The organism is Bacillus sp. RCC_6_1 (assembly GCF_041360755.1).
Taxonomy (GTDB): domain Bacteria; phylum Bacillota; class Bacilli; order Bacillales; family Bacillaceae_G; genus Bacillus_A; species Bacillus_A cereus.
On record NZ_JBFUPV010000009.1, the window covers coordinates 142,938 to 155,745 of the forward strand.

The following is a 12,808-nucleotide window of genomic DNA, read 5'->3' on the forward strand; positions in this document are numbered from 1 at the left end:
ATTCTTAATTTAAGAATTCCTCTTCCTTTATTCTATGAACAGAAAAGATGTGAAACGAATGACAAAAGATCATGACAATCCACGTTCTATAGCTTTTACATACAAACTAATTTTAAGCTTAATTGCATTCTTTCTTATTTTTATGGTTGCAATGGTATTAGGTGCTGCCGATACTTCGATAAAAGATGTATGGTCAGCACTCACTTCCTCCGCTAAAGGAGACAAAATATCTATTATTCGAGAAATACGTTTACCACGTGAAGTTGCTGCTATTTTTGTAGGAGCTGGATTAGCCGTTTCTGGAGCAATTATGCAAGGATTAACACGAAATCCACTTGCGGATCCTGGATTATTAGGGCTATCTGGTGGAGCAAATGCTGCGCTTGCACTGACACTTGCTTTCAACCCTTCCATCAGCTATCTTTACTTAACATTAGCTTGCTTTATCGGTGCTGCAATTGGCGCAATTATGGTATTTGGAATTGGTATGGTGAAAAAAGGCGGCCTTTCTCCTCTTCGAATTGTATTAGCGGGTGCTGCAGTTTCAGCATTTCTACTCGCAATTTCAGAAGGAATTGGCATTTACTTTAAAATTTCACAAGATGTATCACTTTGGACTGCTGGTGGCGTAATTGGAACAACTTGGAACCAATTAAAAATTATTATTCCAGTCATTTCAATTAGTATCTTTATCGCTATCTTACTAGCAAAAAAATTGACAGTTCTTAGTTTCAGTGAGGAAGTGGCTATTGGACTAGGTCAAAAAATTATTGTTATTAAAACTATTTTATTTATCATTATTATCTTACTTGCAGGTGCATCTGTAGCGCTTGTTGGAAATATGGCATTTATCGGCTTAATGGTACCTCACATGGTACGCCCAATTGTCGGTCCAGATTACCGATTTGTTATACCGATGTCAGCAATTGCTGGAGCTTCCTTTATGCTACTTGCAGATACAGTCGGACGTACTATTAACGCTCCATACGAAACACCAGTTGCAGCAATTGTCGCGATTGTAGGGTTACCATTCTTCCTATTCATTGTACGTAAAGGAGGAAAAACATTCTCATGATGCAATCTATTTTAAGAAAACAGCGTCTCATTATACTCACTTTACTTATAGTAATCATCACAACCATTGTAGTTGGAATGGGACTTGGTTCAGCATCTTTATCTTATGATCGACTACTCCCAACATTAATGGGGCAAGGGACTTTTAAAGAGGAGTTTGTTTTATACTCTTTAAGGCTACCTAGAATTGTCATTACATTATTAGCTGGTATGGCTCTCGCTTTATCAGGAGCTATTCTTCAAGGAATTACTCGAAATGATTTAGCTGAACCTGGTATTCTTGGTATTAACTCTGGGGCCGGTGTTGCTGTTGCTATTTTCTTTTTATACTTTCCAATAGATGTAGGTTCATTTCTCTACTTACTACCTGTAGTTGGATTTATCGGAGCATTTCTGACAGCTGTTCTAATTTACGTATTTTCATATAGTAAATCAACTGGACTTCAACCAATCCGATTAACATTAACCGGTATCGGTTTTGCATTTGCACTATCTGGAACGATGATTGTCCTTATTTCATCCGCGGATCGTATGAAAGTAGACTTTATTTCAAAATGGATTGCCGGAAATATTTGGGGAGATGACTGGATATTCGTTTTAGCAATGCTCCCATGGCTAATCGTATTAATTCCGTTTGTTTTCTATAAAGCAAATCGATTAAACATTTTAGCATTAAACGAACCAGTCGCAATCGGTGTTGGAATTGAAATTGAAAAAGAACGTAGGTACTTATTAGTTGCAGCTGTTGCACTTGCAGCTGCAGCTGTTTCCGTAACAGGAGGAATTAGCTTTATCGGACTAATGGCTCCTCATATTGCAAAATCTTTAGTAGGTCCAAGACATCAAATTTTCATGCCTATCGCCCTTTTAATCGGCGGATGGCTATTGTTATTAGCAGACACAATCGGACGTAATATCGTCGATCCTAACGGTATTCCAGCTGGTATTGTCGTTGCTTTAATTGGTGCTCCTTACTTTATGTATTTATTGCTTAAAAAGGCGTAAGAAACACCCTCAAGATTTTTTCTTGAGGGTGTTTTTATTTCATTCTACTGCTGCCCATACCCTTCAAACTTCTTCGCCAAATTCTCCATCTCATCTTCTGGCAATAGCTTTGGTTCCCCAATGCTTTTCGTTTGATAATAAATTTGCGCACAAAACTCAATCTCTTCTGCAACAGTAAATGCCATTTTTATATTATTTGCACCAGCAATTAAACCGTGATTTGCAAGTAGCACAGCACGACGATCAATCATGCCTTCAAAAGCAGCCTCTGCTAATTGCTTCGTACCAAATGTTTCATACGGCGCACAGCGGACATTCGGACCTGCAAAAGCAATTAAATATGACACAGCCGGAAGCTCCCATCCTAATGACGCAATCGTCTTCGCGTAAGGAGAATGTGTATGCACAAGCGCATTTATATCTTCACGCTTCCTATAGTAAATAAGGTGCATATCTAATTCACTTGATGGTTTTCTCTCTCCTTCTACTACTTCACCATCTAAGTTTAATATAACTACATCTTCAGGCTTTGTTTCATAATACTCTAAACCACTTGGGCTAATCGCAACAAGACCTTGTTCACGATTAAAGATACTAATATTACCACCCGTCCCCTTTGTTAAACCACTAGAAATCATTTTCTTTCCATACGCTACAATTTCTTCTCTTTCTTTTTGTAATAACATATACATCCCCCTAAGTATGAAGCTTATGATGACTGACTTTTATATTTATCTATTTATTGAAATAGCTTTTTTAAATTCTCCGTAAACGGTGCCTTTACAATCCCTTTTTCTGTAATAATCGCTGTTACATTTTCATGTGGAGTAACATCAAATGCTGGATTATATACTTTACTTTCTTTCGGAGCAGAATATTGTCCGAAGCGATTAATCACTTCAGAAGCATCTCTTTCCTCGATGGGAATTTCTTTTCCTGTCGGTGTTTTCAAGTCGATTGTCGGCGTTGGCGCTGCTACATAAAACGGAATGTTGTAGTATTTCGCTAAAATAGATACGCCTAATGTTCCAATTTTATTTGCTATATCACCGTTCGCTGCCACACGGTCGCATCCAACAATTACAGCGTCAATCTTCCCTTGTGACATGACCATAGCCGCCATATTATCCGTAATGACAGTAACATCAATTCCCGCTCGCTGTAGTTCTAATGCCGTTAACGTTGACCCTTGTAATCTTGGACGTGTTTCATCCGAAAAGATTTTTAAGTCCCATCCTTTTTCTTTTGCTAAGTACATTGGAGCCGTCGCAGTACCATACTTAGTCGTCGCTAACGCACCAGCATTACAATGTGTTAATACTCCCATTCCATCACGGAATAATGTTAATGCATGTTCTCCAATTTGACGGTTAATTTCTTCATCTTCTCTATGAATTTCTTTTGCCTCTTCTAGTAATCTATCTTTCAACTGTAAGATTGATAAATGAATATTATCTGCCGCTACACTTTCCATTCTTTCAAGTGCCCAAAATAAATTTACTGCAGTCGGTCTTGATGTCGCCAAGTATGTACATACCTTTCTTACTTCATCCATAAATCCTTCTTCCGTACTTTCAGCAAATTCCTTTACCCCTAAATACACTCCATAAGCTGCTGAAACACCAATCGCTGGTGCACCTCGTACTTTCATTACTTGAATGGCATCCCACACACTTTCAGCTGTTTTAAATGATTCATAGACAATTTCATTCGGTAATAACGTTTGATCTAACAAAACTAAAGCATCATCTTTCCACTGAATTGGTATTAATTGCTCTTCCATCATATTCTCCCCTTACTCCGCGTAGTGCATTGACTGTTCTTTTAACGTTTCTACAAAACTTGTACCTGTTCTATATTGATTCGCTCGTAAAATAAAACTCTTCGCTACTTTAAGACAAATTCGCTCCGCTCTAGCACGTGCTTCCTCATTCTCAATACAAGTAATATCTTTTACTTTCGCTAATCCAACAATACGGCGGATTAATTCAAGACCTGTCACTGCAGCTGTATCCTCTAATACAGATTGTAAATATACTTCGTTAAAGCCTTCTTCCTTCGCCATAATCTCGGTCACATGAATATCCCAAGCATCTAAAAACTTCTTCTTAAATAAATCAATTACCTCTACCATCGTAGTTTGTAACCAATCCATATACGTATCTTTCTCAGCTCCAGGTGGCATCGTTGCATCTGCATTCACCCAAGCAAACATTAAATTCGCCATTACATTCCCAACGTCATATCCCATAGGTCCATAAAAAGCAAACTCAGGATCAATAACCTTTGTAGAATCATCTCTTACAAAAACAGAACCAGTATGTAAATCACCATGAAGCAATGCCTGTGCATTCGTCATAAAAGAAAATTTACGTTTCGCTACTTCCATACGAAGCTCTTTATCACTATAAATATGCTCCCTAATCCATCCCTCATTTAAAGGAAATAACTCATTACGCTTATTATGATTTGTAAATGGTTCTGAATATACGAGGTCCTCTGTAATCTCACATAATTCAGGATTTATATAATTCTTCACAAGTTCCTTCTTCTCTTTATGATTCATTACAACATCAGATGTTAATAAAAGTGTATTTACCATAAAAGTAGTTAAGTCGTCAGCAAGCTGCGGAAATATTTGATGATTTATAAGTGCTGTACGTAATATTGTGTGATCCGATAAATCTTCCATTACGCAACAGTTCATCACACTATCAAATAAATACACCTTAGGAACAAGTCCAGGTGCTAACTCATCCTCTAACTGCAAAACATCTGATTCTATGCGAATACGATTCGTCGACAACTTAAACTCATCTGAAATGCGAGCTGTATCCCCAGCTTGCTTTACGATGACAGAGATGTTCTCTTTTTCATCCCAAACGCGGAACACATAATTTAAATTGCCATCACCTATTTCTTTACACTTTAGCCCCTTTGCATGTTCAAACTTAGATAATTTCTCTTTCACATATGCAATCACATCTTTAGCTTCCATTAAAAAATACTTTGTGAACTTAGACATGGTTTCCCCTCCACACCAATTGTAAGCGTTTTCTAAAAGCTATAAAAAATAATAGGTTGAATTTTTTCATCCTATAAATATGTATTCTTCTTTTTGAAAGGTATATCTAGGTTTTATTATATCTCGTTAGCACTTTGAGTCAATATTTCTAACTATCAGCGTAATATACTTCCTAATTATATATTTGAGATGACAAAAATTGTTCAAAAAGATTTCGATTCATTTTATTTTATTTATCGCACAATTCTTTGTAAAATAGAAATAAGCAGTTCCTTTTCAAATACATAACTTCTAAGAAATATTTCCTTCCTAAGAATTTACACTTACACCATATCTCTAACATACACACTACTCTTTCAAACAATCATTGAAAATTTATAAACTTAAAGTTACCTTTCCATTCCCTGTTAGCCTTAATTGAGAATAAATATTAATTAAATCGGTATAAAGTTGGTTTATTCTCTTGACAAAATAACCACTTCTATATGATAATTAATATCGAATTAGAATTATTATAGTTAATTAAAAAATATATTTTATGAGCACACTATTTTTTGATGCTCAAAACCAACATTTAGGAGGAATTTTAATATGTTATTAATCGGCACAGAAGTAAAACCGTTTAAAGCTAATGCTTACCATAATGGAGAATTTATCCAAGTTACTGACGAAAGTTTAAAAGGAAAATGGAGTGTAGTTTGTTTCTACCCAGCTGACTTCACATTCGTTTGCCCAACTGAACTTGAAGACTTACAAAACCAATACGCAACTCTAAAAGACTTAGGCGTTGAAGTATACTCTGTATCTACAGACACTCACTTCACTCACAAAGCATGGCATGATAGCTCAGAAACTATCGGCAAAATCGAGTACATCATGATTGGTGACCCAACTCGCACAATCACTACAAACTTCAACGTTTTAATGGAAGAAGAAGGTCTTGCTGCTCGTGGTACATTCATCATCGATCCAGACGGCGTTATCCAATCTATGGAAATCAATGCTGACGGTATCGGCCGTGACGCAAGCATTCTTGTTAACAAAATTAAAGCTGCTCAATACGTACGTAACAACCCAGGTGAAGTTTGCCCAGCTAAATGGCAAGAGGGTTCTGCAACACTTAAACCAAGCCTTGACCTTGTAGGCAAAATCTAAGGAGTTCGATCAAAATGATACTAGATGCAGATATAAAAACACAACTATCCCAATACCTTCAATTAATGGAGAACGATATTTTACTTAAGGTAAGCGCAGGAGACGATAACGTATCTAAAGATATGTTAGCTCTAGTAGACGAATTAGCTACTATGTCATCTAAGATTACAGTAGAAAAAGTTGAATTAGAGAGAACACCAAGCTTTAGCGTAAACCGCCCTGGTGAAGACACTGGTGTCGTATTCGCTGGTATTCCATTAGGACACGAATTTACATCATTAGTGTTAGCTTTACTACAAGTAAGTGGACGCGCTCCAAAAGTTGAACAAAAATTAATCGATCAAATTAAAAACATTCAAGGCGAATATCATTTTGAATCTTATATCAGCCTAAGTTGTCATAACTGTCCTGATGTTGTACAAGCTCTTAACGTAATGAGCGTTCTTAACCCTGGTATTACACATACTATGATTGATGGCGCTGCATTCAAAGAGGAAGTAGAAAGCAAAGACATCATGGCAGTACCAACTGTTTACCTAAACGGCGAATCTTTCGGAAGCGGTCGTATGACACTTGAAGAAATTTTAGCTAAAATGGGTAACGGTCCAGATGCATCAGAGCTTTCTGATAAAGATCCATACGATGTTCTTGTTGTTGGTGGCGGCCCTGCTGGTGCAAGTGCAGCAATTTACGCAGCACGTAAAGGCATCCGCACTGGTATCGTTGCTGAGCGCTTCGGTGGTCAAGTAATGGATACTATGGGCATTGAGAACTTCATCAGCGTAAAAAAGACTGAAGGTCCTAAGCTAGTAGCAAGCCTTGAAGAACACGTAAAAGAATACGACATCGATGTAATGAATCTACAACGTGCGAAACGTTTAGAGAAAAAAGAACTTATTGAAGTGGAACTTGAAAACGGCGCTATTCTGAAAAGTAAGAGCGTAATCGTTTCTACAGGTGCTCGCTGGCGTAATGTTGGCGTACCAGGTGAAGCTGAGTTCAAAAATAAAGGTGTAGCATATTGCCCACACTGTGACGGTCCATTATTCACTGGAAAAGACGTAGCAGTTATCGGCGGAGGTAACTCTGGTATTGAAGCAGCTATCGACTTAGCAGGTATCGTTAAGCACGTAACTGTTCTTGAATTCATGCCAGAATTAAAAGCTGATGCTGTATTACAAGAGCGTCTTAACAGCTTACCAAACGTAACTGTTCTGAAAAACGTTCAAACGAAAGAAATCACTGGTACTGATAAAGTAAACGGTATTTCTTACATCGATCGTGAAACTGAAGAAGTTCATCACGTTGAATTACAAGGTGTATTCGTACAAATCGGTCTTGTGCCAAACACAGACTGGTTAGGCGAAACAGTTGAACGCGTTCGCGGTGAAATCGTAACAGACAAGCACGGCGCTACAAACGTACCAGGAGTGTTTGCTGCAGGTGACTGTACAAATAATCCGTACAAACAAATCATCATCTCTATGGGTTCAGGTGCAAACGCAGCTTTAGGTGCATTTGATTACTTAATCCGTAACTAATAAAAAACAGGTGCCTTGGCACCTGTTTTTTTATTACCCTAATGTATAAACTAAAAACCTCTCATTCCCATTCTTCTCATAAGCACCTGGCAATCTAACTTCTTTCTTCAGCTCAAACGCAGTCTGATTTTCTAAGAAGAAAATATAGTCCTCAGAAGGATAATATAAAATAATATCCACTTCTCTCCCCGTATTTTCTACTGAAAGCAAAATGTTATTTACTACATTCATAAACACTTGCACAGAAAACGGATTAAAGAAATAAAACCTATTATCATGTGGATCAATCTTATATTCCTGCGCTAAACAACATTGGAATTGAATTTTCTCCTTACTGTTTCTTGCCTTTCGTGCATAACGATCTTGATTATCAATCGCTTCTTTATAAAACTCTTCATTCATTTCAATTCCAACTGCTGAAGCCCCACATTTATGATGCATATAAAAGTTTAATCGCCCTTTTCCGCACCCAAAGTCTACAATTCGGTCACTACTTTTTATTTCATATTGATTCAGTAACTCATCTAATCCGCTATACGGCGTCGGTTCATAACGGTGATAATGCATAGATTTGTTAAACCCTTTTTGCTCACCGACTGTTTTTATATGTAAAACTGCATCGTAATATTGTTCGTTCATTCGTTTTCTCCTATTAAAAAATGGTACTTATTATTATACACCATGTACTGGAGGCTCATTTTTCATCAAATTAATAGGTACGTGAAATTATATTAACGATTTTCTTAATATATCTATCGTAACTTCAAATATATCAACGATTTTCTCAATATATCTATCATAACTTCAAATATATCAACGATTTTCTCAATATATCGATTTACCGACAATTCACGACAAAAAAACAGGAGCTCTTTAGCCCCTGTCTTCTAACACTTTCAATACAGTTTGTTTCAATATTTCTACCCCATCCATAATACAACTATGATCAAACCTCATATACGGATGGTGTAATCCAGGTTGTAGGTCTGCTCCTAGTCCAAGCATGACAGCTTTTAAATGTGGTCTTTTCACTGTATAGTAATGGAAATCATCGCTTCCTGTCGTATAGAGAGGCCCTGTGCATCTCTCTTCCCCATACACTTCGAGAATACCTTTACGCATAAAGCGCTCTGCTTCTTCGGAAACCTCTGCTCCTGGTGCAAGATCCATCCATTCGTATGAAGTTTTCGACCCCATCGATGCAGCTGATTCTATTACATGCTCAATCTTTTTCTTTAATTCTTCTAATAGTATATTACTCTCAGCTCTTACATCTAAACTGAAATGACCATTTCCTGGAATGATATTTAAATTATCACCACCTGCTTGGCATCTCGTCATTTTTACTGAATAAGAACTTTGCGGTGGCAGCCAAATATTTTTCAAACCGATATTAATCATGGAAATGACATCAATTGCATTCACACCTTGGTGTGGTCTTGCCCCGTGTGCATCCTCCCCATGAATCATACCCTCTAAAAACCCTGCTGCTCCATGGCGAATAGATGGGGCTGCTTGTTTCAAAGATAGTTCTTCAATTGGTCTTAGATGGATGCCAAATAAGAAATCAGCATCATCTACAGCACCTTTCTCCACCATCTTCAAAGCACCATTCCCCTTCTCTTCTGCCGGCTGAAAAATAAATCTAACCATACCACTTTTCCATCTCATATTTTTCAATTGTAAAATAAGTCCCATTACAATGGTCATATGAGCATCATGGCCACATGAATGGTTCGCTTTAAATTCTCCATTTACTTCTTGCCAAAGTGCATCCATATCAGCACGAATCGCAATAACTGGATTCCCGCCTCCAATCTCAGCAATTACACCTGGACAATCATCAAATGTTCTATATGAAATTCCTTCTTCTTTTAAAAAGTCAGTAATATACGCTGTCGTTTCATATTCTTTCCAACTTACTTCAGGGTTTTCGTGTAAATGCTGAAAAATCTCCGTTAAGCGCTCTTGTAGTTCTAATGTTTTCAACGTTCCAGTCTCCTTCCCACATTACAAACGATTCGGGTTAATTATACTTATGAAAAACAGATGTTTTTATGAACATATTGAATTTTAAGAAAAAAGTCAATTGTTTATTTTTAAATACTTAAAAACCTTACTCTGCACTTATATTACAAACTAAACAAACAACTAGAACATTCCTTATTTTCTGTTTTTTATGTTGACGCTTACATAAACTTTTAGTTATCATAACCTAATAAACGTCTATTTTACGACAATTCTAAAAATACAAACAAACATACGTAACAAGGAGGAACTTTATGAAAAAAGAAATACCTTTTGGAATAGCGATTATCCCTATTATCATTACCGTTGCAGTTATGATGGTTACAATTGTTGTATTAAAACAAACCCCTCACGTTCCACTTATTATCGGTACAACCGTTGCTTCTATTGTCGCTTGGCGTTACGGTTACAAATGGAATGATCTTGAAGAAGCAATGTATAAAGGGATTCGTCTTGCATTACCTGCTATCGTCATTATTATTCTTGTTGGCTTAACAATTGGTGCTTGGATTGGCGGTGGAATCGTCGCAACGATGATTTATTACGGTTTAAAACTTTTAACTCCATCACTATTTTTAGTTTCCATTACCGTCATTTGTTCTATCGTTGCATTAGCAATTGGTAGCTCTTGGTCTACAATGGGGACAATTGGTGTTGCTGGAATGGGAATTGGCCTAAGTATGGGAATCCCAGCTCCAATGGTTGCTGGTGCCATTATTTCAGGCTCTTATTTTGGCGATAAAATGTCACCGCTTTCAGATACAACTAACCTAGCCGCAGGATTAACAAATACAGATTTATTCGCACACATTCGTCATATGTTATTTACTACAGTTCCAGGTTTAATTATTACTCTTATCGTTTACGCGCTCTTAGGAAGAAGCTTCGGCGCTAACAATATTGATGCGAAGAGCATCGATCAAACGTTACAAGTATTGCAACAAAACTTTGTTATCTCACCTTTCCTACTCATTATACCCGTAGTCGTTATGGTATTGGTCGCAAAAAAAGTTCCTGCTATACCAGCGATTCTCGTCGGTATTATTTTAGGATTTTTATCACAAGTCTTTATTCAAGGTGGTTCTGTCTCAGCATCTGTCGGTGCACTCCAAGCTGGATTTGTTATAGACACTGGAAACAAGCTAGTAGACGAACTATTTAACCGCGGTGGCTTAGATTCGATGATGAATACAGTCTCTATGACAATTGTCGCTATGACTTTCGGAGGAGTATTAGAACATACAGGTATTCTTCGCTCAATTGTAAATCAAATTTTAAAGTTAGCGAAATCAGCAAAAGGGCTTATCGCTTCTACTATCGCATCTTGTTTTGCAACAAACCTTACTTGCTCTGAACAATATATTTCAATTGTTGTCCCTTCAAGAATGTACGCAAATGCATACACAGAAAAAGGACTACATTCAAAAAACTTATCCAGAGCATTAGAAGATGGCGGAACATTAACTTCTGTCTTCGTTCCTTGGAATACGTGCGGTGTATTTATTCTCGCTACACTTGGCGTAGGTGCATTTGAATATGCCCCTTATGCTATTTTGAATTTCATCGTACCTATTATCTCAATCATTTATGGTATAACAGGCTTCACAATTGTAAAACTATCAGACATTGAAAAAGCAGAACTACTAAAGAAACAAAAAGCTCAACTAGAAGCTTAAAAATAGCGGTAAATTCAGTTCATATAGTGCGCGAGGTCGCCCTTGTTGATAGGGCATTTCCTCGCCGCAAATATGAGCATACCCGTAATCAACTAATTTCTTTAACAACCTTTCTGTCGATCTTCGAGTCACTTGTAAGTACTCAGAAAGATCAGCTGCTGTAAACTTCAATGACGGATGCGATTGACTAAATTGAATGATTTTTGACAAGTTGGCCGGACTAAGCTTCGTTTCCTTCGCTATTTTCATTAGTTCCGGATTATCATTTTTCAAACTTTGTACTCTCTGTTCTTTCGGGAACGGACCAAACAAATCTTTATCACTTGTTAGTATATAAAAACAACGATCTATTGGATTATTCTTTGCAAAACTTTGAGCAATTTTTGCATTTTGCTCCGCCTCTTTCACGGTTTTCCCATAACCAAATCCAATAGCTATCGTTCCTTCTACGCTCGCAAACAAGTTATCTATCGCATTTGTTTTAATAATCGATTCGATATCACCACGAGTTGTATACAGAATGCATGTCATTTCATCCACTTGTTTAAATGAACCACGTAGTTCTTTTGAAATGACATCTAGTTTTTCAAGCAAATTCGTCCGTAATTCTAGGGAAGAAATAATACAAGTACCAACAGTAGCTGAATAGCTTTTTGCTAACTCAGCTTTTATTTTTGCATCTTTTAGCCCATGTATAATGGACTGTGTTGGATCAATCATACGCTCTGAAGGAACACCTATTTTTTGAAGCTCATCGTAAACAGCGTGAATACTAGTTAAAGCTAAATGAGCCTCTCCAGATTGATATTTAGCTACATGAAAATCGATAACTCTATTTATTTCATCTTTACTCCACAGCATATTTTCATAATCCAACACTTGCGGGCTTTCTTTTATACCAATATCATGGAACACATTTGTAATAAACGAGCGGTCTACTAAATCGATGGAAATGTTATGTGGTTGAATACTTTGATGATACATGATAGAAAGAATTGAAGATGCGACAGTTGTCTCGTCTTGCTGTAAGTATGTACTTGGAATTCGTAATTGTTCTCTTATTTCTTTTGCCATATAATAAGGTAAAGCACCTGAGAAAAAGATGACATCACAAGGCTTTAGACACTTTAATAATTCAGAAGATTCCGCCGGATGAAGGTAAATATATGGATCAATTTCTATTCCTTCTAATTTTTGAGCAATAGGAAAAAGGTTCTCCATAAACTCCTTTGAACCGACAACTGCAATTTTTATCATCATTTTCTCTAACTCCTTATCATTAATTAACGACTATTTAACGTCAA

Annotated in this window: 11 protein-coding genes; 5 read left to right on the plus strand and 6 right to left on the minus strand. The window is 37.0% G+C overall.

All coding sequences use genetic code 11. The annotated features are described in order from the left end of the window. Positions 1 to 34 precede the first annotated feature (34 nt). Together AB6801_RS22275 and AB6801_RS22280 are read left to right on the plus strand one after the other, a co-directional pair. On the plus strand, positions 35 to 1,075 hold the full coding sequence (locus AB6801_RS22275; protein WP_141530503.1) for a FecCD family ABC transporter permease: 1,041 nt from the start codon (positions 35 to 37) through the stop codon (positions 1,073 to 1,075). Next, entirely contained in the window at positions 1,072 to 2,079 is a 1,008-nt protein-coding gene (locus tag AB6801_RS22280; protein ID WP_000983759.1) for a FecCD family ABC transporter permease, read from the plus strand. The genes AB6801_RS22275 and AB6801_RS22280 overlap by 4 nt, the downstream gene beginning before the upstream one ends. Before the next feature lie 44 nt (positions 2,080 to 2,123). Here the strand turns inward: AB6801_RS22280 and AB6801_RS22285 are convergent, their stop codons facing one another. Genes AB6801_RS22285 through mtnK form a run of 3 tightly spaced genes read right to left on the minus strand, consistent with a single transcriptional unit; the run spans position 2,124 to position 5,104 of the window. Further along, the gene (locus AB6801_RS22285; protein WP_000926557.1) at positions 2,124 to 2,765 is read right to left on the minus strand and encodes an L-fuculose-phosphate aldolase; all 642 of its coding nucleotides are present in this window, start codon (positions 2,763 to 2,765) and stop codon (positions 2,124 to 2,126) included. 53 nt (positions 2,766 to 2,818) lie between these two features. Next, entirely contained in the window at positions 2,819 to 3,865 is a 1,047-nt protein-coding gene (gene mtnA / locus AB6801_RS22290; RefSeq protein WP_033690097.1) for an S-methyl-5-thioribose-1-phosphate isomerase, read from the minus strand. 9 nt (positions 3,866 to 3,874) lie between these two features. Then, positions 3,875 to 5,104, minus strand: coding sequence for an S-methyl-5-thioribose kinase (gene mtnK / locus AB6801_RS22295; RefSeq protein WP_000033217.1), 1,230 nt, complete (start codon positions 5,102 to 5,104; stop codon positions 3,875 to 3,877). A 591-nt stretch (positions 5,105 to 5,695) separates the two neighbouring features. On the opposite strand from mtnK, the gene ahpC reads away from it, so the two are divergent. Both ahpC and ahpF read left to right on the plus strand, forming a co-directional pair. Next, the gene (gene ahpC / locus AB6801_RS22300) at positions 5,696 to 6,259 is read left to right on the plus strand and encodes an alkyl hydroperoxide reductase subunit C (protein WP_000924420.1); all 564 of its coding nucleotides are present in this window, start codon (positions 5,696 to 5,698) and stop codon (positions 6,257 to 6,259) included. Between the two features lie 14 nt (positions 6,260 to 6,273). After that, on the plus strand, positions 6,274 to 7,800 hold the full coding sequence (ahpF, locus tag AB6801_RS22305; protein WP_000599501.1) for an alkyl hydroperoxide reductase subunit F: 1,527 nt from the start codon (positions 6,274 to 6,276) through the stop codon (positions 7,798 to 7,800). Positions 7,801 to 7,833: 33 nt separating this feature from the next. On the opposite strand, the gene AB6801_RS22310 is transcribed toward ahpF, so the two are convergent. Together AB6801_RS22310 and AB6801_RS22315 are read right to left on the minus strand one after the other, a co-directional pair. Next, positions 7,834 to 8,439 (minus strand): SAM-dependent methyltransferase, encoded by a 606-nt coding sequence (locus AB6801_RS22310; RefSeq protein WP_097999056.1) that lies wholly within the window; start codon positions 8,437 to 8,439, stop codon positions 7,834 to 7,836. Between the two features lie 234 nt (positions 8,440 to 8,673). Next, entirely contained in the window at positions 8,674 to 9,789 is a 1,116-nt protein-coding gene (locus AB6801_RS22315; protein WP_000853511.1) for a M20 peptidase aminoacylase family protein, read from the minus strand. A gap of 293 nt (positions 9,790 to 10,082) precedes the next feature. On the opposite strand from AB6801_RS22315, the gene nhaC reads away from it, so the two are divergent. Next, on the plus strand, positions 10,083 to 11,504 hold the full coding sequence (gene nhaC, locus AB6801_RS22320) for a Na+/H+ antiporter NhaC (protein ID WP_000711520.1): 1,422 nt from the start codon (positions 10,083 to 10,085) through the stop codon (positions 11,502 to 11,504). On the opposite strand, the gene AB6801_RS22325 is transcribed toward nhaC, so the two are convergent. Then, positions 11,493 to 12,764, minus strand: coding sequence for a transcriptional regulator (locus tag AB6801_RS22325; protein ID WP_097999057.1), 1,272 nt, complete (start codon positions 12,762 to 12,764; stop codon positions 11,493 to 11,495). The two genes, nhaC and AB6801_RS22325, sit on opposite strands and share 12 nt — an antisense overlap. Between the last annotated feature and the right edge of the window lie 44 nt (positions 12,765 to 12,808).

Bases quoted from the DNA above. Each gene is read 5' to 3' on its own strand.
- AB6801_RS22275 (WP_141530503.1), top strand. From the start codon at position 35: ATGAACAGAAAAGATGTGAAACGAATGACAAAAGATCATGACAATCCA.
- AB6801_RS22280 (WP_000983759.1), top strand. From the start codon at position 1,072: ATGATGCAATCTATTTTAAGAAAACAGCGTCTCATTATACTCACTTTA.
- AB6801_RS22285 (WP_000926557.1), bottom strand. From the start codon at position 2,765: ATGTTATTACAAAAAGAAAGAGAAGAAATTGTAGCGTATGGAAAGAAA.
- mtnA (WP_033690097.1), bottom strand. From the start codon at position 3,865: ATGATGGAAGAGCAATTAATACCAATTCAGTGGAAAGATGATGCTTTA.
- mtnK (WP_000033217.1), bottom strand. From the start codon at position 5,104: ATGTCTAAGTTCACAAAGTATTTTTTAATGGAAGCTAAAGATGTGATT.
- ahpC (WP_000924420.1), top strand. From the start codon at position 5,696: ATGTTATTAATCGGCACAGAAGTAAAACCGTTTAAAGCTAATGCTTAC.
- ahpF (WP_000599501.1), top strand. From the start codon at position 6,274: ATGATACTAGATGCAGATATAAAAACACAACTATCCCAATACCTTCAA.
- AB6801_RS22310 (WP_097999056.1), bottom strand. From the start codon at position 8,439: ATGAACGAACAATATTACGATGCAGTTTTACATATAAAAACAGTCGGT.
- nhaC (WP_000711520.1), top strand. From the start codon at position 10,083: ATGAAAAAAGAAATACCTTTTGGAATAGCGATTATCCCTATTATCATT.
- AB6801_RS22325 (WP_097999057.1), bottom strand. From the start codon at position 12,764: ATGATGATAAAAATTGCAGTTGTCGGTTCAAAGGAGTTTATGGAGAAC.